This is a genomic window from Bacillus sp. CH_70, from assembly GCF_038007045.1.
GTDB classification, from domain to species: Bacteria; Bacillota; Bacilli; order Bacillales; family Bacillaceae_G; genus Bacillus_A; species Bacillus_A cereus.
On the sequence record NZ_JBBOWL010000001.1, the window covers coordinates 247,501 to 270,983 of the forward strand.

Genomic DNA, 23,483 nt, shown 5'->3' on the forward strand with positions numbered 1-23,483 from the left:
AGTCCACATCGACGGGGAGGTTTGGCACCTCGATGTCGGCTCATCGCATCCTGGGGCTGTAGTCGGTCCCAAGGGTTGGGCTGTTCGCCCATTAAAGCGGTACGCGAGCTGGGTTCAGAACGTCGTGAGACAGTTCGGTCCCTATCCGTCGTGGGCGTAGGAAATTTGAGAGGAGCTGTCCTTAGTACGAGAGGACCGGGATGGACGCACCGCTGGTGTACCAGTTGTTTGCCAAGGGCATAGCTGGGTAGCTATGTGCGGAAGGGATAAGTGCTGAAAGCATCTAAGCATGAAGCCCCCCTCAAGATGAGATTTCCCATAGCGTAAGCTAGTAAGATCCCTGAAAGATGATCAGGTTGATAGGTTCGAGGTGGAAGCATGGTGACATGTGGAGCTGACGAATACTAATAGATCGAGGACTTAACCATATAATATGTAGCAATGTTATCTAGTTTTGAAGGAATATGCCTTCATAGTTTGGTGATGATGGCAGAGAGGTCACACCCGTTCCCATACCGAACACGGAAGTTAAGCTCTCTAGCGCCGATGGTAGTTGGACCTTGTCCCTGTGAGAGTAGGACGTCGCCAAGCTATTTATATCATCGCGGGGTGGAGCAGTACGGTAGCTCGTCGGGCTCATAACCCGAAGGTCGCAGGTTCAAATCCTGTCCCCGCAACCAAATGGTCCCGTGGTGTAGTGGTTAACATGCCTGCCTGTCACGCAGGAGATCGCCGGTTCGACCCCGGTCGTCGGGACCGCCATTTTATATAAAGAAAAGAACGAAACAAATTGTTTCGTATTTTTTTATTTGTTTTAACAAAAAACTAATAAAGACAGTCAAACTATCCTTAGGACAACTCCTAAGGACTTTTTTATATATTCAAAACCTGTATAATAAAGAGCAGAGAACATTGTGAGTAAAGTAGGTGAAGTCTGTGAGCAAATATGAAGTAACAACAAAATCTTCTGCGGAAACACAAAGGTTATCAGAAAAACTAGGTGAACTCGTAGAGGCACAAGATGTAATTATTTTAGAAGGAGATCTTGGAGCTGGGAAGACGACTTTTACAAAGGGGCTAGCAAAAGGTCTTGGAGTGAAAAGAGTTGTAAATAGTCCTACCTTTAATATTATTAAAGAATATAAAGGAAGATTACCACTATATCATATGGATGTGTATCGCTTAGCAGAAAGCGAAGAGGACTTAGGCTTTGATGAGTATTTCTACGGTGAAGGAATTACGGTAGTGGAATGGGCTCATTTAATAGAAGCATATTTACCGAATGAAAAGTTACAAATTAGTTTATTCCATGCGGGAGATGACACAAGAAAAATTATACTCGAGCCAATTGGAGATCGCTATATTAGATTATGTGAGGAGCTATTACAAGATGAAAGTACTAGCAATTGATACTTCAAATTACGTAATGGGTGTATCCCTTATTGAGGAAGGAAACGTGATTGGGGAAATCATTACAAATTTGACGAAAAACCATTCTGTACGTCTTATGCCAGCTGTAGAGCAACTGTTAAAAGAATGTGGTGTAAAACCGAAGGAATTAACTAAAATCGTAGTAGCTGCTGGACCTGGATCATATACAGGTGTTCGCATAGGCGTGACAGCGGCAAAAACATTAGCTTGGTCACTTCAAATACCAATTGTAGGTGTATCAAGTTTAGAGGTAGTAGCTGCAAACGGTGCTAACTTTAATGGATTAATTTGTCCTTTATTTGATGGAAGACGTGGGCAAATCTATACTGGATTATATACATATGAAGGAGAGCAGTTAACTTCAATAGAAGAAGACCGAATTATTCTTATTGTGGACTGGTTGCAAATGTTAAAAGATAAAGGACAGCCTGTTTTATTTATCGGTAATGATGTTAAATTGCATAAAGAAATAATTATAGAACATTTAGGTGATCAAGCTGTATTCGCTCCTTTTACTAAAAATAATCCAAGACCAAGTGAGCTAGCATTCTTAGGGTTACAAAAAGAAGAACAAGATGTGCATACGTTTGTTCCGAGCTATCTTCGTTTAGCTGAAGCTGAAACAAAGTGGTTAGAAAGTCAAAACAAGTAGGGGCCTTGCAGAAGATGGATATGATATTTAGAAAGATGGAACTTGATGATATTGCTCAAATTGTAGCTATTGAAGAAGTGTCTTTTTCAACTCCTTGGACTGCAGATGCCTTTCACCGTGAATTAACGATGAATGAACATGCACATTATATTGTGTTAGAAAAAGATGGTCGTGTAATCGGATATTGTGGATTGTGGATAATTATTGATGAATCACATATAACAAATATAGCTATTTTGCCAGAATACCGAGGTCAAAAATTAGGAGATGCCTTATTGAAAGCAGTTATTTCAGAAGCGAAAGAACTAGGGGTAAAAACAATGACGCTTGAAGTACGTGTATCAAATGAAGTAGCAAAGCAGTTGTACAAAAAATATGGATTTCAAAATGGTGGAATTCGTAAACGATACTATGCAGACAATCAGGAAGATGGTCTTGTAATGTGGGTGAATATATAATGGAAAAAAATACGATTATACTTGGGATTGAAACAAGCTGTGATGAAACAGCGGTAGCGGTTGTTAAAAATGGAACGGAAATTATTGCGAATGTCGTTGCATCACAAATCGAAAGTCATAAACGTTTTGGCGGGGTTGTACCAGAGATTGCATCCCGTCATCATGTAGAAGAAATTACAGTTGTGTTAGAAGAAGCTTTAAAAGAAGCAAACATCACATTTGATGATATTGATGCAATTGCTGTAACAGAAGGGCCTGGTTTAGTAGGAGCACTTCTAATTGGGGTAAATGCAGCGAAGGCAGTAGCTTTTGCACATGATATTCCGCTAGTCGGTGTTCATCATATTGCTGGTCATATTTATGCGAACCGTTTAGTAAAAGAAGTTCAATTCCCGCTATTATCACTTGTTGTATCTGGTGGGCATACAGAACTTGTTTATATGAAAGAACATGGTTCATTTGAAGTAATTGGTGAAACGCGAGATGATGCAGCTGGAGAAGCATATGATAAAGTAGCTCGTACGTTATCTATGCCATATCCAGGTGGTCCTCATATTGATCGTCTTGCACATGAAGGAGAACCAACAATTGATTTGCCTCGTGCATGGCTAGAACCGAATTCATATGATTTTAGCTTTAGTGGATTGAAATCAGCAGTTATCAACACTGTGCATAACGCGAAACAACGTGGTATAGAAATTAAACCAGAAGATTTAGCGGCAAGTTTCCAAGAAAGTGTAATAGATGTACTTGTAACGAAAGCAGCTCGTGCAGCAGAGGCTTATAATGTAAAGCAATTACTTCTTGCTGGTGGAGTAGCTGCTAATAAAGGACTTCGTGCGCGATTAGAAGAAGAATTTGCACAAAAAGAAAACATTGAACTAATTATTCCACCGCTATCTTTATGCACAGATAATGCAGCAATGATTGCAGCGGCAGGGACAATTGCGTATGAACAAGGCAAGCGTGCAACATTAGCCTTAAATGCGAATCCAGGATTAGATATTGAAGCATAGTTATGCACATAATTAACCACAGCTTGTGGATAAAACCCATATTATCTGTTGATAATGTGGGTTTTGTTGTGTATATAAAGTGTTGATATCTTTTTTGTTAGTTGTGGGTAATGTGGAAAAGTTGTTTTGATAGCTATTTTATAAAGGTGGATATGTGTATAAGTTTGTGGATAAACTAGATGAAGTCTGACCTTTGAATATATTGTTTTTTGGGAAATAAAAAGTAAGAAGATATCCCTGAAAAACAGTTTGAAATATCCTTCTATTATAGAGGGTGCTGATGTTGTCAATCCTTGTCGGTAAATCGATATTTCGTGTCGAATCGTTTATATATATAGGGTTACGATAGATGTATTTGAAAAATGGTTGATATATTCCGAGTTACCATTGATATATTCAAAAAATTATTTATGTACTTAAAGAAAAAAGATGTCACATAGTCAAAAATCATGACTGATGAGACATCTTCCTTATTTAAATACTCTTATACATGTAGCTCTTCCCACTCTGCCATACACGTTTCAAGTTGTTCTTGTAGCGTTTGTTTTTTAGTTGTAATTTCACTCGCTTTTTCATAATCTGCATATATTTCTGGTAAGCAAAGTTGATCTTCTAACGTAGCAATTTCTTCTTCTAAGTTTACGATGTTTTGTTCTAGTTCTTCAATTTTTCGAGTGCGTTGACGTTCTAATTGTTTACGCTCTTTTTCTTCGAGATAATTTAATTTTTCTTGAGCTACAGTTTTTTGAACAGGTGCCTGATTTTCTTGCTGTTCTTGTTGTTCAAATGCTGCGCGTTCAATCATTTCATTTTTCTTCTCCACATAGTAATCGTAATCCCCTAAATATTCCTGTGCACCTTCTGTTGATAACTCAACCACAGTCGTTGTTACACGGTTAATAAAGTAGCGGTCATGTGAGACAAATAGAAGAGTCCCTGGATAATCAATTAAAGCATTCTCTAAAATCTCTTTACTATTTAAATCAAGGTGGTTCGTAGGCTCATCCAGAATTAATAAATTTGACTTTTGCATCATAAGTTTCGCAAGAGCTAATCGAGCTTTTTGTCCACCACTAAGGGAAGATACTGGTTTCAGTACATCATCTCCTGTAAATAAAAAGTTCCCGAGTATAGTACGGATTTCTTTTTCAGGTTGCAGTGGATATTCATCCCATAGTTCATTTAAAACCCGTTTAGAAGATGTTAAGTTTGCTTGTTCTTGATCATAATAACCAACAGATACATTTGATCCGAAAGAAACATCGCCATTTAATAGTGGTAACTTATTCACAATAGATTTTAATAATGTGGATTTCCCAATTCCGTTTGGACCAACTAAAGCAACACTATCTCCGCGAGTTAAGCGCATAGTTACGTTTTCAATTATAGGGTCCTCATCATAGCCAATGGTTGCATCCTTTACTTGTAAAACATCATTTCCACTTTGCTTTTCAATATCGAAGTGGAATGATGCTGACTTAGAATCACCTAATGGTCTCGTTAATAATTCCATTCTGTCTAGTTGTTTACGGCGACTTTGAGCACGTTTCGTTGTAGAGGCGCGAGCTATATTCTTTTGAACGAAGTCCTCAAGTTTTGCGATTTCATCTTGTTGTTTTTCGTAACGTTTCATTTCTTGCTCATATAATGCTGATTTTAAGTCTAAATATTTACTGTAGTTACCAACAAATCGTCTGCTTTCTTTATTCGAAATTTCATATACTTGTGTAACGAGTTTGTCTAAGAAATAACGGTCATGTGAAACGATTAATATTGCGCCAGGATAACCTTGTAAATATTGCTCAAGCCATGTTAATGTTTCGATGTCTAAATGGTTTGTAGGCTCGTCCAAAATAAGTAAGTCTGGTTTTGTTAATAATAATTTCCCGAGAGCTAATCTTGTTTTTTGCCCACCGCTTAAAGTAGAAATCGTCGTCTGGTGCGTTTCAACTGGGAAGCCAAGGCCGCTTAAAATGGAGCGAATATCCGCTTCATATTGATATCCACCTTGATCTTTATAATTGAGTTGCAATTGGTCATAATCAGCTAACAATCTTTCATATATAGCTTCGTTTGAAAAGTTTTCTTCTTTTCCCATTTCTTGCTCAAGCCTTCGAAGTTTTGTCTCCATTTGCTGTAAGTGGGTAAAGACGGTTAGCATTTCATCCCAAATTGTTAAAGACGTTTCTAGGCCGGTATTTTGAGCTAAATACCCGATTGAGACATCTTTCGGTTTTATAATTTCGCCACCATCATGTGATAATTCACCAGCGATAATTTTTAATAATGTAGATTTTCCAGCTCCATTCCTTCCAACTAATGCGATACGATCTTTTGTTTGTACTTCCAATTTTATGTTTGCAAGAATTGTTTCTGCACCGTATAATTTCGAAAGTCCATTTACTTGTAATAAAATCAATGTTTTCACCTCAAATAATTTCTTAACTTTGCCATGTTTATATTTCTCAATCATACTAAAAATAGTGTATAGTTTAAAATAAGAGAGAATACTTCTTCTCTTTATTATACAAGGAATTTAATGAGTGCTAAACTTCTGTATTTGATTAAAGTATATGAATAAAGATAGGAAGAGAGGAGAGGTCATATGGATCAGCAAAAGATTCCACAAGCCACTGCTAAAAGATTGCCTCTATACTATCGATTTATCCAAAACTTATCTCTTTCTGGTAAGCAGCGTGTTTCATCGGCCGAATTGAGTGAAGCGGTAAAAGTAGATTCCGCAACAATACGAAGAGATTTTTCGTATTTTGGAGCGTTAGGGAAAAAGGGATATGGATATAACGTAAATTATTTATTATCATTTTTCCGCGAAACACTTGATCAAGATGATATAACGCGTGTAGCACTTATTGGAGTAGGTAATTTAGGGACCGCTTTCTTACATTATAATTTCACGAAAAACAATAATACAAAAATTGAAATGGCATTTGATGTTAGTGAAGAGAAAGTTGGAACAGAAATCGGGGGCATTCCTGTATACCATTTAGATGAATTAGAAGAGAGATTATCAAATGATATACAAGTGGCAATATTAACAGTACCGGCTACAGTAGCACAAGCTGTAGCAGATAGATTAGCTGAAACGAGCGTGCATGGTATTTTGAATTTCACACCAGCACGATTAAACGTATCAGAGAATATTAGAATTCATCATATTGATTTAGCTGTAGAGTTACAAACATTAGTTTACTTTTTGAAAAACTATCCACAATAAAACGCAGAGGAAGCGACCTCTGCGTTTTATTATTGTTTCTTCTTTGTGAATTTAACTAATATAAGGCGAAGTGCCAAATTAAAATCAATTGTTGCCATAACTGCAAATAGTATTGTCCACACATTCCAGATTGTATCTGTCACGTTCGTAATGGCGAAGCGTGTAAAGATGCATCCAAGAAGGAAGTATAGTGCAGCCATGAACAATGGTGAGTTTCTCATACAAAAAATCCTCCGATAAAGCCTTGCATTTTTTCAGCTTCTTTAATCATTTCTTGAATTTGCTCATTGCTCATAAAAATTTGACCAATAGCGACTAATGTATTCATCGCAACATGAGCTGCAATCGGAACGATAATACGCTTCGTCTTCACATATAAGAAGGCGAATACGAGCCCCATAGCAGTGTATACCAATAAGTGAGTAAAATCAAAATGGATTGCTGCAAATACAAGCGAACTAATGATAGCTGCAATAAAGAAGTTAAACTTCTTATAAAGTGTACCAAATAAAATTTTTCTAAATACGATTTCTTCCAAGATAGGTCCGATTATAGATACGACAATAAGGAACCAAGGTGTCGTTCTTGCAATTTCCATCAGTTTCATTGTATTTTCTGAACCTTGTTTAATTCCTAGCAGCTGCATCTCGATCATACCGGCAACTATTTGTGAAAAGAAAGCCAAGAAGAAGCCGATGAAAATCCATCCAATAGTAGCTGGAACAGAAGAGCGCATTGCATCTAAATGCCTGTCACGAATGTCTGTTCTAAGTAACCAAAGAACGATACATAATGCAACAAAGAAGCTAATAATCGCCCAGTGTCCCGTTATGATTTGTCCTTTTTCCTCCATGGTAAATCCTCTATTATCATAGAGTCCTGTTTTTAGGAGAAGTGGTAATCCAACAATTCCAGATAACTGCATTAAAATGTATGTAACGATAATCCACCAGTATTGTTTCTTCAAATAGTTTAACCATCCTTTCTAACTCTAGTGTATGAGATGAGGTAGGATAACATGTAAATATGTTATCTACGATATAAACTTTCATTCGAATTATGATTTTTTTGTAAATCCGTATTTGAAATTAAAGTAGGAGACAGGAAAAAGTTGTACGTTTAGCGAAAACAACTTAGGGTGTCTTTCATATTGTAACATACGAGTAGGGGAAACAACGATTCATATAGTAAAGGCAGTATTCTATATAGAAAGTTTATATAGTAATTTGCGAAAAAATTATGATTTTTTTACTTGCAAAAGAAATTGAGATTATTTATTATTATAAGTGTGTTAGCACTCGGATGACTTGAGTGCTAATAAATAAAATTTACATAACAAAATGAGGAGGTTATTGTTCATGCTAAAGCCATTAGGTGATCGCGTTGTAATTGAGCTTGTTCAAGCAGAAGAAAAAACAGCAAGTGGTATTGTATTACCAGATACTGCAAAAGAAAAACCACAAGAGGGTAAAGTTGTTGCAGTAGGTACTGGTCGAGTGCTTGAAAATGGTGAGCGTGTTGCTTTAGAGGTAGCAGCAGGTGATCTTATCATCTTCTCAAAATATGCAGGTACTGAAGTGAAATATGAAGGCACAGACTACTTGATTTTACGTGAAAGTGACATTTTAGCAGTTATCGGTTAATTATATAAATCTTAAAAAATCCAAGGGGGTCAATTATTATGGCAAAAGATATTAAATTTAGTGAAGAAGCACGTCGTTCGATGCTTCGCGGTGTCGACACTCTTGCAAACGCAGTAAAAGTAACACTTGGACCAAAAGGTCGTAACGTTGTACTTGAGAAAAAATTTGGTTCACCACTTATTACAAATGATGGTGTAACAATCGCAAAAGAAATCGAATTAGAAGATGCATTCGAAAACATGGGTGCGAAATTAGTAGCAGAAGTTGCTAGCAAAACAAATGATGTAGCTGGTGACGGAACAACAACTGCAACTGTATTAGCGCAAGCTATGATTCGTGAAGGTCTTAAAAACGTAACAGCTGGTGCTAACCCAATGGGTCTTCGTAAAGGTATCGAAAAAGCTGTTACTGCTGCAATTGAAGAATTAAAAACGATTTCTAAACCAATCGAAGGCAAATCTTCTATCGCACAAGTAGCTGCTATTTCTGCAGCTGACGAAGAAGTAGGTCAATTAATCGCTGAAGCAATGGAGCGCGTTGGTAACGACGGCGTTATTACTTTAGAAGAGTCTAAAGGATTCACAACAGAATTAGACGTAGTAGAAGGTATGCAATTTGATCGTGGATATGCATCTCCTTACATGATTACTGATTCTGACAAAATGGAAGCAGTTCTTGATAACCCATATATCTTAATTACTGACAAAAAGATTTCTAACATTCAAGAAATCTTACCAGTATTAGAGCAAGTGGTACAACAAGGTAAACCACTTCTTATCATTGCTGAAGATGTAGAAGGCGAAGCTTTAGCTACATTAGTAGTGAACAAACTTCGTGGTACATTCAATGTAGTAGCTGTTAAAGCTCCTGGATTTGGTGACCGTCGTAAAGCGATGCTAGAAGATATCGCAATCTTAACTGGTGGCGAAGTAATCACTGAAGAATTAGGTCGTGACTTAAAATCTGCTACAGTTGAATCTTTAGGACGTGCTGGTAAGGTTGTTGTTACAAAAGAAAACACAACTGTAGTTGAAGGTATTGGAAATACAGAGCAAATCGCAGCTCGCATTGGTCAAATTCGTGCGCAATTAGAAGAAACAACTTCTGAATTCGATCGTGAAAAATTACAAGAGCGTCTTGCGAAACTTGCAGGTGGCGTAGCAGTAATTAAAGTCGGTGCAGCAACTGAAACTGAGTTAAAAGAGCGCAAACTTCGCATTGAAGATGCACTTAACTCAACTCGTGCAGCAGTAGAAGAAGGTATCGTTGCAGGTGGTGGTACTTCACTTATGAACGTATACACGAAAGTAGCTTCTATCGTAGCTGAAGGCGACGAAGCAACAGGTATCAACATCGTACTTCGCGCACTAGAAGAGCCAGTTCGTCAAATCGCAATCAACGCTGGTCTAGAAGGATCTGTAGTTGTAGAGCGTCTAAAAGGCGAAAAAGTAGGCGTTGGTTTCAACGCAGCTACTGGCGAATGGGTTAACATGCTTGAGTCTGGTATCGTAGATCCAGCTAAAGTAACTCGTTCTGCACTTCAAAACGCAGCATCTGTTGCAGCTATGTTCTTAACAACTGAAGCTGTAGTAGCTGACAAACCAGAACCAAATGCACCAGCAATGCCTGACATGGGCGGTATGGGCATGGGCGGTATGGGCGGAATGATGTAATTCCGTTTGCCCTAAAAAACATCCATTTCTATATAGAAATGGATGTTTTTTTATGTTTTTTAGAAAAGGAAATGAATTTCTGTAGAATTTTGTCGCTTTCTCTCTTGACCATATTGATACTTCATTGTTAGAATCTAGGAAGATAATATAAAACGATCCTTCATATATCCTCAATGATATGGTTTGAGAGTCTCTACCGGGTTACCGTAAACAACCTGACTATGAAGGCAGTGTGTCTTATATTTATAAAGAGCGGAGACTATCTTTCTTTATAAAGCCAGACCCCTGCCTTTTCTTTGTTATGAGACTAGAGGCGGAGGACTGGCTTTTTTTATTATATTGGTAATGCTTTTCGCCAAATTGGTGAAAATATTTATATACGAGAACTAACGTTGGGGTGATTATTTTGAAGAAGCAACACGATACAATTATCGTTTTAGATTTTGGAAGTCAATACAATCAGTTAATAGCACGTCGAATTCGTGAGTTCGGTGTATACAGTGAACTTCATCCACATACAATTACTGCAGAAGAAATTAAAGCAATGAATCCAAAAGGGATTATTTTCTCTGGTGGACCAAATAGCGTATACGGTGAAGGTGCATTACATTGTGATGAAAAAATCTTCGAACTAGGTTTACCGATCTTCGGTATCTGTTACGGTATGCAGCTTATGACACAACACTTCGGTGGTAAAGTAGAGCGTGCCAACCACCGTGAGTACGGAAAAGCTGTTCTTAAAGTAGAGAACGAATCAAAATTATATGCGAACCTTCCAGAAGAGCAAGTTGTATGGATGAGCCATGGCGACTTAGTAACTGGTTTACCTGAAGGATTCGTAGTAGACGCAACAAGTGAGTCTTGCCCAATTGCTGGTATGAGCAATGAAGCGAAAAACTTATACGGTGTACAATTCCACCCAGAAGTACGTCACTCTGAGCACGGTAACGATTTAATTAAAAACTTCGTATTCGGCGTATGTGGTTGTTCTGAAGGATGGAACATGGAGAACTTTATCGAAGTAGAATTAGAAAAGATTCGTGAAACTGTTGGAGACAAAAAAGTACTATGTGCACTTAGTGGCGGCGTAGACTCTTCTGTTGTAGCAGTATTAATTCATAAAGCAATCGGCGATCAGTTAACATGTATTTTCGTTGACCACGGTTTACTTCGTAAAGGTGAAGCAGAAGGCGTTATGAAAACATTTAGTGAAGGCTTCCATATGAACGTTATTAAAGTGGATGCACAAGAACGTTTCATGAACAAGTTAAAAGGTGTAGAAGATCCAGAACAAAAACGTAAAATCATCGGTAACGAATTCATTTATGTATTTGATGATGAAGCATCTAAATTACAAGGTATGGACTTCTTAGCACAAGGTACACTTTACACAGATATCGTTGAAAGTGGTACAGCAACTGCACAAACAATTAAATCTCACCATAACGTGGGTGGACTTCCAGAAGACATGCAGTTCAAATTAATTGAGCCTTTAAATACGTTATTTAAAGATGAAGTACGTGTATTAGGATCTGAATTAGGAATTCCTGATGAAATCGTATGGCGTCAACCATTCCCAGGACCGGGTCTTGGTATTCGTGTATTAGGTGAAATCACAGAAGAGAAATTAGAAATCGTTCGTGAATCTGATGCGATTTTACGTGAAGAAATTATTAAAGCGGGCTTAGACCGTGAAATCTGGCAATACTTCACTGCGCTTCCTGGTATGCGTAGCGTAGGTGTTATGGGTGACGAGCGTACTTACGATTACACAGTAGGTATCCGTGCAGTAACATCTATTGATGGTATGACAGCTGACTGGGCACGTATCCCTTGGGACGTATTAGAGAAAATCTCTGTACGTATCGTAAACGAAGTAAAACACGTTAACCGTATCGTGTATGATGTAACGAGTAAGCCACCAGCAACTATTGAGTGGGAATAGTATTGTAATAAAAAAGATCCATCTATCATTCATGAATAGATGGATTTTTTTGTTTTCGTTGTTAATACGAACGAAAATATAAAAGTTTATAAAAACGTTCGTTTTTAAATTGACAAAACTACTTCGTCGAGTTAATATGAGTATGTAATTCAAACGAAAAGTGAATATTATGCCGTCGTATAATATCGGGGATATGGCCCGAAAGTTTCTACCTAGCTACCGTAAATGGCTTGACTACGAGGCGTTTGTATAAAGATGAGGGGAAACTTGTCTTTGTTTATAGAACGCTTCCATGTATATATGCAATGGAAGCCTTTTTTATTTCTCGGGATAAAAGAGGGCTAGGAGAAATACGGCGAGTAATCATATAACGGGGGAAACGTAAGATGAAACGCTATTTTCAGTTTGATGAACTCGGTACAAATTATAAAACAGAGTTCATAGCAGGGTTAACGACATTTCTATCTATGGCTTACGTACTATTTGTCAATCCTGCTACGCTGTCGCTTGGAAATGTTAAAGGGTTACCAGCAGGTACAGGGATGGATCCAGGTGCAGTATTCGTTGCTACGGCATTAGCGGCAGCGATCGGTTCGTTAATTATGGGTATTTTCGCGAAGTATCCAATTGCTTTAGCGCCAGGTATGGGAATTAACGCGTTCTTTGCTTATACAGCAGTGTTAACGATGGGGATTCCATGGCAAACAGCAATTGCCGGAACATTAATGTCAGGTATTATCTTTATTATTCTTACTGCTTCAGGTATTCGTGAAAAAATCATCAATGCAATTCCATCGGAGTTAAAGTTTGCAGTAGCAGCAGGTATCGGATTGTTCATTGCATTTCTTGGATTCCAAAATGCCGGAATTATCGTGAAAAATGATGCAGTTCTTGTTGGGTTGGGGGACTTAACAAAGGGTACAACGTTACTAGCAATCTTCGGGGTTGTTACTACGATCATCTTCATGATTAAGAAAATTAATGGTGCAGTATTTTACGGTATGATTCTTACAGCGATCTTAGGAGTAGCAACAGGATTAATTGATACTCCGAAAGCTGTGGTGGGAGCAATACCGAGTCTAGAACCAACGTTCGGCGTGGCGTTAACGCACTTTGGAGATATTTTCACAGTTCAAATGGGGATTGTTATTATAACGTTCTTCTTTATCGATTTCTTTGATACAGCAGGTACGCTTGTAGCGGTTGCGAATCAAGCTGGATTAATGAAGAACAATAAATTACCACGTGCAGGAAAAGCATTATTTGCAGATGCGATTGCAACTGTAATTGGTGCGATCTTGGGTACATCAACAACAACGTCTTACATTGAATCGTCTGCAGGGGTAGCAGCGGGAGGACGTTCTGGATTTACAGCAGTTGTAACAGCAGGATTCTTCTTACTGGCACTATTCTTCTCGCCATTACTAAGTGTTGTAACGCCAGCTGTAACGGCACCAGCTTTAATTATTGTAGGAATATTGATGGTTTCTTCCTTAGGGGAAATTGATTGGAAGAAATTCGAGATTGCAGTGCCAGCATTCTTTACAATTATCTCTATGCCACTTACGTATAGTATCGCAACTGGGATTGCGATTGGATTTATCTTCTATCCAATTACAATGGTTGTGAGTGGTCGTCGTAAAGAGGTTCATCCGATTATGTATGTTATGGGAGTTTTATTCGTACTATATTTCATCTATGTTCGTAAATAAAAGGGGTTTTTTAAAAGGTCTAGACTTAAGGGGAGTCTAGACCTTTTTTGCGTCTTCAGAAAATCTTAAGGATTTCCGAGCGTTTTTCTTCAGAAGTTTTCCTATAATAGAAGTTAGGGATTAAAAAAGTAATGGGGGAGATATTGTGGCACACGAAACAATACTTGTCGTAGATGATGAAAAAGAAATTCGGAATTTAATTACAATCTATTTAAAGAATGAAGGATATAAAGTATTACAAGCAGGGGACGGAGAAGAAGGGCTACGTTTACTGGAAGAAAATGAAGTGCATCTAGTCGTATTAGATATTATGATGCCGAAAGTAGATGGTATTCATATGTGTATGAAAGTAAGAGAATCGAAAGAGATGCCTATTATTATGCTTTCTGCGAAAACGCAAGATATGGATAAGATTTTAGGATTAACAACAGGAGCAGATGATTACGTAACGAAGCCCTTTAATCCATTAGAGTTAATTGCACGAATTAAATCTCAGTTACGCCGTTATATGAAAATGAATGGTTTTGCTATTCAAAATGAGGACGAGCTAGAAATTGGAGAGATGAAAATAAACATCTCGACCCATAAAGTTATTGTAGAGGGAGAAGAAGTGAAACTAACCCCGAGGGAATTTTCAATTTTAGAATTGCTAGCTAGAAATCCAGGTATGGTGTTTAGTGCGGAGCAAATTTATGAAAAGGTGTGGAACGAACGATCTTTCCAGTCTGATAATACTGTAATGGTGCATATTCGAAAAGTACGTGAAAAGATTGAGGAGAATCCAAGGAAGCCTAGATATATAAAAACAGTATGGGGAGTGGGGTATAAGATTGAAAAAGATATTTAATCCGTTTACTTATGTTAGGAAAATCCGAGAATTGATTGGAAAGATAGTAAAAAGTGTGAAACGAAGTGTACGAATTCAACTTATTACTGCGTTTACTGCTTGTGCCTTATTAGGGCTTTTGTCAGCAAAGGCAGCAGCGCCGTTTTTTGAGAATGCGAATCGGGAGGCTACGATTGATTATCGGGCTGGTATGGAACAAATTAATCATCAGGCTCAAGGAGCGGCAAATAGTTCGGTTCATGAAAATAAATTAGAAGCCATATCAAATATGATTGAAATGGAGAACCAAAATTTAGAACAAGGGTCTAGAGCTTTAAAGATATTGGTTACTGATGAAAGTGGTAAAGTTTTATATAAAACAAAGCAGGCACAAGAAGAACAAATCGATTTGCATAATACAATTCGTAATGCAGCGTCATTTGCGATTAATTATACAGATGGTAGAAATGTATTTGAAAGTACAAGAAAAGAGTTTATATCTTTTTCACCTATTACTATTGAAGGAAAGAATTTGTACATGTTTGTTAGCGGAATTCCAGAGGGAGAGGTAATGTATGACACACAAGAAGGACCATTCCCATTTTTAATTGGTGTCCTTGTATTCATTTTCTCTTTCTTCTATATAACAAAGAGAAAGATGAAGCAGATTGAAGCAATGGCAGAAGGTGTAAAGGAAATAGAAAAAGGAAACTTAGCGTACCGCATTGAGAAGAAAGGTGAAGATGAGATTGCGTCTTTAACTGAGAATATTAATAATATGGCGGAAGAGCTTATGAATAATATAGAAAAGGAACGTAAATTAGAGAAGCAGAAGAATGAGCTTATTACGAATGTATCTCACGATTTACGTACACCGCTGACTTCTATTATGGGTTACTTGCGATTACTTAGAGATTCTAAATATGAAAATAAAGAACAACATGATGAGTATACGAGAATTGCTTTTGCAAAGTCGGAGCAGTTAAAGAATTTAATAGAAGATTTATTTGAGTATACGAAGTTAACAAATGAGCAAGTTATATTAGAAAAACAAGAGGTTTGTATAAATGAGTTACTCGAGCAATTAATAGAAGAGTTAGTGCCGCAGGCAGAAGAGCATGGACTTACGTTTGTTAAGAAGTTTCCTGAGGAACGTGCTTATGCATCGATTGATTCGGAAAAGATGGTTCGTGTATTTGATAATTTACTAATGAATGCGATTAAGTATAGTAAAGATGATGGGGAGATAAAAGTTTCTCTTCAAAGGCAGCGCAGGGATATACAAATTGTAATTGCGAATCATAGTGAAGAGTTTACGAGAGAAGAGTTAGTGAATTTGTTTGAACGTTTCTATAAGAAGGATCAATCTCGAAGTAGAGTAACAGAAGGTTCTGGACTCGGGCTTGCGATTGCGAAAAGTATTGTTGAGTTACAAGGTGGTAGTATTCGAGCTGAATATGAGGAGGGTATTATTCGATTTATCGTCTCTTTACCTATTATAGAAAAATAATAAACGATAGCGTGCTACATGATAAAAAGGCTTATTTTAAAAAGAAATAAGTCTTTTTATATTTTTTTAGAAAAACATATTGACGATTAGAGTTTAGAGGTGTAGTATTATACGAGTCGCTGATGACAACAACGTCGAAAGCGGCAATCGAAATGAAAAACTTAGTTGACATTACAAAATAGAAATGTTAACATAAGGAAGTCGTAAATGAGCGACCAAGTAGTTCTTTGAAAACTGAACGAAACAAACAACGTGAAACGTCAATTTTTATTTTTAGATGCTAGACAAACTAACTTTATTGGAGAGTTTGATCCTGGCTCAGGATGAACGCTGGCGGCGTGCCTAATACATGCAAGTCGAGCGAATGGATTGAGAGCTTGCTCTCAAGAAGTTAGCGGCGGACGGGTGAGTAACACGTGGGTAACCTGCCCATAAGACTGGGATAACTCCGGGAAACCGGGGCTAATACCGGATAACATTTTGAACCGCATGGTTCGAAATTGAAAGGCGGCTTCGGCTGTCACTTATGGATGGACCCGCGTCGCATTAGCTAGTTGGTGAGGTAACGGCTCACCAAGGCAACGATGCGTAGCCGACCTGAGAGGGTGATCGGCCACACTGGGACTGAGACACGGCCCAGACTCCTACGGGAGGCAGCAGTAGGGAATCTTCCGCAATGGACGAAAGTCTGACGGAGCAACGCCGCGTGAGTGATGAAGGCTTTCGGGTCGTAAAACTCTGTTGTTAGGGAAGAACAAGTGCTAGTTGAATAAGCTGGCACCTTGACGGTACCTAACCAGAAAGCCACGGCTAACTACGTGCCAGCAGCCGCGGTAATACGTAGGTGGCAAGCGTTATCCGGAATTATTGGGCGTAAAGCGCGCGCAGGTGGTTTCTTAAGTCTGATGTGAAAGCCCACGGCTCAACCGTGGAGGGTCATTGGAAACTGGGAGACTTGAGTGCAGAAGAGGAAAGTGGAATTCCATGTGTAGCGGTGAAATGCGTAGAGATATGGAGGAACACCAGTGGCGAAGGCGACTTTCTGGTCTGTAACTGACACTGAGGCGCGAAAGCGTGGGGAGCAAACAGGATTAGATACCCTGGTAGTCCACGCCGTAAACGATGAGTGCTAAGTGTTAGAGGGTTTCCGCCCTTTAGTGCTGAAGTTAACGCATTAAGCACTCCGCCTGGGGAGTACGGCCGCAAGGCTGAAACTCAAAGGAATTGACGGGGGCCCGCACAAGCGGTGGAGCATGTGGTTTAATTCGAAGCAACGCGAAGAACCTTACCAGGTCTTGACATCCTCTGAAAACCCTAGAGATAGGGCTTCTCCTTCGGGAGCAGAGTGACAGGTGGTGCATGGTTGTCGTCAGCTCGTGTCGTGAGATGTTGGGTTAAGTCCCGCAACGAGCGCAACCCTTGATCTTAGTTGCCATCATTAAGTTGGGCACTCTAAGGTGACTGCCGGTGACAAACCGGAGGAAGGTGGGGATGACGTCAAATCATCATGCCCCTTATGACCTGGGCTACACACGTGCTACAATGGACGGTACAAAGAGCTGCAAGACCGCGAGGTGGAGCTAATCTCATAAAACCGTTCTCAGTTCGGATTGTAGGCTGCAACTCGCCTACATGAAGCTGGAATCGCTAGTAATCGCGGATCAGCATGCCGCGGTGAATACGTTCCCGGGCCTTGTACACACCGCCCGTCACACCACGAGAGTTTGTAACACCCGAAGTCGGTGGGGTAACCTTTTTGGAGCCAGCCGCCTAAGGTGGGACAGATGATTGGGGTGAAGTCGTAACAAGGTAGCCGTATCGGAAGGTGCGGCTGGATCACCTCCTTTCTATGGAGAATTGATGAACGCTGTTCATCAATATAAGTTTCCGTGTTTCGTTTTGTTCAGTTTTGAGAGAACTATCTCTCATATATAAATGTATGTTCTTTGAAAACTAGATAACAGTGTAGCTCATATTTTTTAATTTTTAGTTTGGTTAAGTTAGAAAGGGCGCACGGTGGATGCCTTGACACTAGGAGTCGATGAAGGACGGGACTAACGCCGATATGCTTCGGGGAGCTGTAAGTAAGCTTTGATCCGAAGATTTCCGAATGGGGAAACCCACTATACGTAATGGTATGGTATCCTTACCTGAATACATAGGGTATGGAAGACAGACCCAGGGAACTGAAACATCTAAGTACCTGGAGGAAGAGAAAGCAAATGCGATTTCCTGAGTAGCGGCGAGCGAAACGGAACATAGCCCAAACCAAGAGGCTTGCCTCTTGGGGTTGTAGGACATTCTATACGGAGTTACAAAGGAACGAGGTAGACGAAGCGACCTGGAAAGGTCCGTCGTAGAGGGTAACAACCCCGTAGTCGAAACTTCGTTCTCTCTTGAATGTATCCTGAGTACGGCGGAACACGTGAAATTCCGTCGGAATCTGGGAGGACCATCTCCCAAGGCTAAATACTCCCTAGTGATCGATAGTGAACCAGTACCGTGAGGGAAAGGTGAAAAGCACCCCGGAAGGGGAGTGAAAGAGATCCTGAAACCGTGTGCCTACAAATAGTCAGAGCCCGTTAATGGGTGATGGCGTGCCTTTTGTAGAATGAACCGGCGAGTTACGATCCCGTGCAAGGTTAAGCTGAAGAGGCGGAGCCGCAGCGAAAGCGAGTCTGAATAGGGCGTTTAGTACGTGGTCGTAGACCCGAAACCAGGTGATCTACCCATGTCCAGGGTGAAGTTCAGGTAACACTGAATGGAGGCCCGAACCCACGCACGTTGAAAAGTGCGGGGATGAGGTGTGGGTAGCGGAGAAATTCCAATCGAACCTGGAGATAGCTGGTTCTCCCCGAAATAGCTTTAGGGCTAGCCTTAAGTGTAAGAGTCTTGGAGGTAGAGCACTGATTGAACTAGGGGTCCTCATCGGATTACCGAATTCAGTCAAACTCCGAATGCCAATGACTTATCCTTAGGAGTCAGACTGCGAGTGATAAGATCCGTAGTCAAGAGGGAAACAGCCCAGATCGCCAGCTAAGGTCCCAAAGTGTGTATTAAGTGGAAAAGGATGTGGAGTTGCTTAGACAACTAGGATGTTGGCTTAGAAGCAGCCACCATTTAAAGAGTGCGTAATAGCTCACTAGTCGAGTGACTCTGCGCCGAAAATGTACCGGGGCTAAATACACCACCGAAGCTGCGAATTGATACCAATGGTATCAGTGGTAGGGGAGCGTTCTAAGTGCAGTGAAGTCAGACCGGAAGGACTGGTGGAGCGCTTAGAAGTGAGAATGCCGGTATGAGTAGCGAAAGACGGGTGAGAATCCCGTCCACCGAATGCCTAAGGTTTCCTGAGGAAGGCTCGTCCGCTCAGGGTTAGTCAGGACCTAAGCCGAGGCCGACAGGCGTAGGCGATGGACAACAGGTTGATATTCCTGTACCACCTCTTTATCGTTTGAGCAATGGAGGGACGCAGAAGGATAGAAGAAGCGTGCGATTGGTTGTGCACGTCCAAGCAGTTAGGCTGATAAGTAGGCAAATCCGCTTATCGTGAAGGCTGAGCTGTGATGGGGAAGCTCCTTATGGAGCGAAGTCTTTGATTCCCCGCTGCCAAGAAAAGCTTCTAGCGAGATAAAAGGTGCCTGTACCGCAAACCGACACAGGTAGGCGAGGAGAGAATCCTAAGGTGTGCGAGAGAACTCTGGTTAAGGAACTCGGCAAAATGACCCCGTAACTTCGGGAGAAGGGGTGCTTTCTTAACGGAAAGCCGCAGTGAATAGGCCCAAGCGACTGTTTAGCAAAAACACAGCTCTCTGCGAAGCCGTAAGGCGAAGTATAGGGGGTGACACCTGCCCGGTGCTGGAAGGTTAAGGAGAGGGGTTAGCGTAAGCGAAGCTCTGAACTGAAGCCCCAGTAAACGGCGGCCGTAACTATAACGGTCCTAAGGTAGCGAAATTCCTTGTCGGGTAAGTTCCGACCCGCACGAAAGGTGTAACGATTTGGGCACTGTCTCAACCAGAGACTCGGTGAAATTATAGTACCTGTGAAGATGCAGGTTACCCGCGACAGGACGGAAAGACCCCGTGGAGCTTTACTGTAGCCTGATATTGAATTTTGGTACAGTTTGTACAGGATAGGCGGGAGCCATTGAAACCGGAGCGCTAGCTTCGGTGGAGGCGCTGGTGGGATACCGCCCTGACTGTATTGAAATTCTAACCTACGGGTCTTATCGACCCGGGAGACAGTGTCAGGTGGGCAGTTTGACTGGGGCGGTCGCCTCCTAAAGTGTAACGGAGGCGCCCAAAGGTTCCCTCAGAATGGTTGGAAATCATTCGTAGAGTGCAAAGGCATAAGGGAGCTTGACTGCGAGACCTACAAGTCGAGCAGGGACGAAAGTCGGGCTTAGTGATCCGGTGGTTCCGCATGGAAGGGCCATCGCTCAACGGATAAAAGCTACCCCGGGGATAACAGGCTTATCTCCCCCAAGAGTCCACATCGACGGGGAGGTTTGGCACCTCGATGTCGGCTCATCGCATCCTGGGGCTGTAGTCGGTCCCAAGGGTTGGGCTGTTCGCCCATTAAAGCGGTACGCGAGCTGGGTTCAGAACGTCGTGAGACAGTTCGGTCCCTATCCGTCGTGGGCGTAGGAAATTTGAGAGGAGCTGTCCTTAGTACGAGAGGACCGGGATGGACGCACCGCTGGTGTACCAGTTGTTCTGCCAAGGGCATAGCTGGGTAGCTATGTGCGGAAGGGATAAGTGCTGAAAGCATCTAAGCATGAAGCCCCCCTCAAGATGAGATTTCCCATAGCGTAAGCTAGTAAGATCCCTGAAAGATGATCAGGTTGATAGGTTCGAGGTGGAAGCATGGTGACATGTGGAGCTGACGAATACTAATAGATCGAGGACTTAACCATATAATATGTAGCAATGTTATCTAGTTTTGAAGGAATATGCCTTCATAGTTTGGTGATGATGGCAGAGAGGTCACACCCGTTCCCATACCGAACACGGAAGTTAAGCTCTCTAGCGCCGATGGTAGTTGGGACCTTGTCCCTGTGAGAGTAGGACGTCGCCAAGCAACTTTAAGACGAGTCAGAATGACTCGTCTTTTTTGTATTTTGTAACTTCTTTTCAAAGCTAATTACATATTTATATAAGTTTTATTCGATTTCTTTCGTGATTTTTGATATGTAATTTAAGATTTTCTATTTTATTTCTTAAAGATAAGATTGACTGGTGTGTTAAAATAGTACAGTTGTTTTTTGATGTACTTTAATATAAGAAGATTTAAGTTAGAAAAGGAGATAATATGAAAAGGATAGGTATAATTACTATAGTAGTCTTAGTCCTTCTATTAATCGTGTATATGTTAGTTGGGAATTATTTTTATAACTACGCATTGAATGCGAAACAAGAAAAAGAATTTTTGCAAGATAATCCTCATTTAGTAGAAACGGTAAATGCATCGGGAGATGTATTGGCTACAAATGAAGAAAAGAATGCGAACTTCGTATCGAAGTATAAACCTAACACATTAACTATACGTTCTTTCGATAAATTGAATTTAAAAGGCTATGAATATATGAATGAATCATCTAGTCATAAATGGGCAATTGTGGTTCATGGATACAATGGTAGAGCATCAGAAATGACGAAATATATTCGTAACTTTTATGAACAAGGCTATAATGTCATAGCACCAGACCTTCGTGGGCACGGAAATAGTGAAGGGGATTATGTTGGTATGGGCTGGCATGATCGTAAAGATGTTTTGATTTGGATTCAACAAATCTTAAAGAAAGATCCTAATGCTGAAATAGCTCTATTTGGTGTTTCAATGGGCGGGGCAACTGTAATGATGACTTCAGGAGAAGATTTACCTTCTAATGTTAAAGTTATTATTGAAGATTGTGGATACTCAACCGTTATTGATGAATTTACTTATCAGCTAAAAGATTTATTCCACTTGCCGAAGTTTCCTGTTATGAATGCGGCAAATACAGTTACAAAATTAAGAGCTGGATATGATTTAGAAGAAGCTTCAGCTGTAAAACAAGTGGCGAAAAGTAAAACACCTATGCTATTCATTCATGGGGATGCTGATACATTCGTTCCTTTTGAAATGTTAGATGAAGTATATAATGCTGCAAAAGTAGAAAAAGAGAAATTAATTGTTCCAGGTGCTGGGCATGGAGAAGCGGAGAAAGTAGATTCGAATAAATATTGGAATACCGTATGGAAGTTCGTAGGGAAGTATATTCCGGCATAATTAAAGTTGTTGCATTTATATAGACGATAATCGGAGGGATAATAGTTAATCCTTTTGATTATCGTTTTTTTGTTAATTAGGTAGTCTGCTATAAGTGTATTTTTGTATGTACTATATGAAGGAGATAGAGCAAAAACTTTTGAATTCCTTAATCTCAGTGCTACAATGATTGAAAACTAAATGTTAATGAGGTGTTTATATGAAAATTGAGGTTTGGTCGGATTTTGTATGCCCATTTTGCTATATTGGGAAACGTAGATTAGAGATGGCTTTAGAGCAATTTCCACATAAGAAGGATGTTGAAGTTGAGTTTAAAAGTTTTGAGTTGGATCCGAATACTCCCGTTTACTCTGGAACAAGTATTAATGAAGTGCTTGCATCAAAGTATGGAATTAGTATTGAAGAAGCTAAGCGTAATAACGTACAGCTAGGAAATCATGCAGCTAGTATGGGTTTAAGTTTTAATTTTGATGAGATGAAGCCGACGAATACGTTTGATGCGCATCGTCTTGCGAAGTTTGCAAAGAATCATGGAAAAGAAAAGGAGATTACGGAGAATCTACTTTTTGCATATTTCACTGAATCGAAAAATTTAAGTGATGTGGATACACTTGCTATTATCGCTGCAGCCTCAGGTTTAGATAAGCAAGAAGCTTTAAATGTTATTAATGATAAAAATGCGTACGCAAATGATGTTAGAATTGATGAAGCGATTGCTCAGCAATATCAAATTTCGGGAGTGCCTTATTTTATTATTAATCAAAAGTATGCTATTTCAGGTGCACAACCACTTGAAACTTTTGTTGGTGCACTTCAGCAAGTGTGGGAAGAAGAGAATCCTGCACCGAAGTTACAGGAACTTTCAGCAGATGGTGAAAGCGATCTTTCTTGTGCTGATGGAAGTTGTTCGGTGCCGTCGAAAGAACAATAGTTTTTATGATGGAATAGCACCCTATAGATAGTTCTGTGGGGTGCTTGTATATAACTATAGAAGAAATGCGTAAATAGATAATTTGATTACGTATATGTATTCTATAAAATATAAAGTTTTTAAAAAAACATATTGACGATTATACAAATGAAGTGTAATATAGAACAAGTCGCCGATGACA

General features: G+C 39.9%; 16 protein-coding genes, 2 tRNA genes, 5 rRNA genes and 2 riboswitches (1 of these 25 running past the window's edge). Of the genes, 20 read left to right on the forward strand and 3 right to left on the reverse strand.

What is annotated here, in order from left to right; all coding sequences use genetic code 11:
• From N2V79_RS01415 to tsaD, 8 genes are all read left to right on the forward strand, one after another.
• Positions 1 to 428 (forward strand): 23S ribosomal RNA (locus tag N2V79_RS01415); it begins 2,492 nt to the left of the window's first position.
• A 48-nt stretch (positions 429 to 476) separates the two neighbouring features.
• Positions 477 to 591, forward strand: a 5S ribosomal RNA gene (rrf, locus tag N2V79_RS01420).
• A gap of 12 nt (positions 592 to 603) precedes the next feature.
• Positions 604 to 680: transfer RNA gene (locus N2V79_RS01425), tRNA-Met, on the forward strand.
• Positions 681 to 683: 3 nt separating this feature from the next.
• Positions 684 to 762: transfer RNA gene (locus N2V79_RS01430), tRNA-Asp, on the forward strand.
• A 174-nt stretch (positions 763 to 936) separates the two neighbouring features.
• A complete protein-coding gene (gene tsaE / locus N2V79_RS01435) occupies positions 937 to 1,410 on the forward strand; it encodes a tRNA (adenosine(37)-N6)-threonylcarbamoyltransferase complex ATPase subunit type 1 TsaE (protein WP_000049640.1) in 474 nt (157 codons plus the stop codon).
• Complete coding sequence (tsaB, locus tag N2V79_RS01440; protein WP_000865770.1) at positions 1,391 to 2,083, forward strand: tRNA (adenosine(37)-N6)-threonylcarbamoyltransferase complex dimerization subunit type 1 TsaB; 693 nt, start codon at positions 1,391 to 1,393, stop codon at positions 2,081 to 2,083. The genes tsaE and tsaB overlap by 20 nt, the downstream gene beginning before the upstream one ends.
• A gap of 14 nt (positions 2,084 to 2,097) precedes the next feature.
• On the forward strand, positions 2,098 to 2,541 hold the full coding sequence (gene rimI, locus N2V79_RS01445) for a ribosomal protein S18-alanine N-acetyltransferase (RefSeq protein ID WP_000367207.1): 444 nt from the start codon (positions 2,098 to 2,100) through the stop codon (positions 2,539 to 2,541).
• Complete coding sequence (gene tsaD / locus N2V79_RS01450) at positions 2,541 to 3,557, forward strand: tRNA (adenosine(37)-N6)-threonylcarbamoyltransferase complex transferase subunit TsaD (protein WP_000414595.1); 1,017 nt, start codon at positions 2,541 to 2,543, stop codon at positions 3,555 to 3,557. The genes rimI and tsaD overlap by 1 nt, the downstream gene beginning before the upstream one ends.
• 484 nt (positions 3,558 to 4,041) lie before the next feature.
• Here the strand turns inward: tsaD and N2V79_RS01455 are convergent, their stop codons facing one another.
• Positions 4,042 to 5,976, reverse strand: coding sequence for an ABC-F family ATP-binding cassette domain-containing protein (locus tag N2V79_RS01455; RefSeq protein ID WP_217989926.1), 1,935 nt, complete (start codon positions 5,974 to 5,976; stop codon positions 4,042 to 4,044).
• 186 nt (positions 5,977 to 6,162) lie between these two features.
• Between N2V79_RS01455 and N2V79_RS01460 the strand changes: the two genes are divergently transcribed.
• Positions 6,163 to 6,792, forward strand: a complete 630-nt coding sequence (locus N2V79_RS01460; RefSeq protein ID WP_000372699.1) for a redox-sensing transcriptional repressor Rex — start codon at positions 6,163 to 6,165, stop codon at positions 6,790 to 6,792.
• A 29-nt stretch (positions 6,793 to 6,821) separates the two neighbouring features.
• On the opposite strand, the gene N2V79_RS01465 is transcribed toward N2V79_RS01460, so the two are convergent.
• The gene (locus tag N2V79_RS01465; protein ID WP_001246204.1) at positions 6,822 to 7,013 is read right to left on the reverse strand and encodes a YdiK family protein; all 192 of its coding nucleotides are present in this window, start codon (positions 7,011 to 7,013) and stop codon (positions 6,822 to 6,824) included.
• A complete protein-coding gene (locus N2V79_RS01470; RefSeq protein ID WP_064531572.1) occupies positions 7,010 to 7,759 on the reverse strand; it encodes a CPBP family intramembrane glutamic endopeptidase in 750 nt (249 codons plus the stop codon). The genes N2V79_RS01465 and N2V79_RS01470 overlap by 4 nt, the downstream gene beginning before the upstream one ends.
• Before the next feature lie 391 nt (positions 7,760 to 8,150).
• Here N2V79_RS01470 and groES point away from each other — a divergent pair, with 391 nt between their 5' ends.
• The 11 genes from groES to N2V79_RS01525 all read left to right on the forward strand — a co-directional run bounded on the left by groES (position 8,151) and on the right by N2V79_RS01525 (position 23,302).
• Complete coding sequence (gene groES, locus N2V79_RS01475; RefSeq protein WP_000917311.1) at positions 8,151 to 8,435, forward strand: co-chaperone GroES; 285 nt, start codon at positions 8,151 to 8,153, stop codon at positions 8,433 to 8,435.
• Between the two features lie 38 nt (positions 8,436 to 8,473).
• Positions 8,474 to 10,108 carry a chaperonin GroEL gene (gene groL, locus N2V79_RS01480; protein WP_001029992.1) on the forward strand — a complete coding sequence of 545 codons (1,635 nt, stop codon included), beginning with the start codon at positions 8,474 to 8,476 and terminating at the stop codon, positions 10,106 to 10,108.
• 140 nt (positions 10,109 to 10,248) lie between these two features.
• Positions 10,249 to 10,350, forward strand: a riboswitch (purine riboswitch).
• A 164-nt stretch (positions 10,351 to 10,514) separates the two neighbouring features.
• Positions 10,515 to 12,053, forward strand: coding sequence for a glutamine-hydrolyzing GMP synthase (gene guaA / locus N2V79_RS01485; RefSeq protein ID WP_000743908.1), 1,539 nt, complete (start codon positions 10,515 to 10,517; stop codon positions 12,051 to 12,053).
• 155 nt (positions 12,054 to 12,208) lie between these two features.
• A riboswitch (purine riboswitch) is annotated at positions 12,209 to 12,310 on the forward strand.
• A 129-nt stretch (positions 12,311 to 12,439) separates the two neighbouring features.
• Positions 12,440 to 13,765: an NCS2 family permease gene (locus N2V79_RS01490; protein ID WP_000833082.1), complete on the forward strand. Its 1,326-nt coding sequence runs from the start codon at positions 12,440 to 12,442 to the stop codon at positions 13,763 to 13,765.
• Positions 13,766 to 13,910: 145 nt separating this feature from the next.
• Entirely contained in the window at positions 13,911 to 14,612 is a 702-nt protein-coding gene (locus N2V79_RS01495; protein ID WP_000929891.1) for a response regulator transcription factor, read from the forward strand.
• Complete coding sequence (locus N2V79_RS01500; protein ID WP_340719529.1) at positions 14,596 to 16,101, forward strand: sensor histidine kinase; 1,506 nt, start codon at positions 14,596 to 14,598, stop codon at positions 16,099 to 16,101. Before N2V79_RS01495 ends, N2V79_RS01500 begins: the two co-directional genes overlap by 17 nt.
• 295 nt (positions 16,102 to 16,396) lie before the next feature.
• Positions 16,397 to 17,948, forward strand: a 16S ribosomal RNA gene (locus tag N2V79_RS01505).
• Positions 17,949 to 18,094: 146 nt separating this feature from the next.
• Positions 18,095 to 21,016: ribosomal RNA gene (locus N2V79_RS01510) — 23S ribosomal RNA — on the forward strand.
• A 48-nt stretch (positions 21,017 to 21,064) separates the two neighbouring features.
• Positions 21,065 to 21,180: ribosomal RNA gene (rrf, locus tag N2V79_RS01515) — 5S ribosomal RNA — on the forward strand.
• The 16S, 23S and 5S rRNA genes sit together here, the layout of an rRNA operon.
• Positions 21,181 to 21,411: 231 nt before the next feature.
• Entirely contained in the window at positions 21,412 to 22,371 is a 960-nt protein-coding gene (locus N2V79_RS01520) for an alpha/beta hydrolase (protein ID WP_000821101.1), read from the forward strand.
• Positions 22,372 to 22,570: 199 nt separating this feature from the next.
• Positions 22,571 to 23,302 carry a DsbA family oxidoreductase gene (locus tag N2V79_RS01525; protein WP_340719530.1) on the forward strand — a complete coding sequence of 244 codons (732 nt, stop codon included), beginning with the start codon at positions 22,571 to 22,573 and terminating at the stop codon, positions 23,300 to 23,302.
• The last annotated feature ends 181 nt before the right edge of the window (positions 23,303 to 23,483 follow it).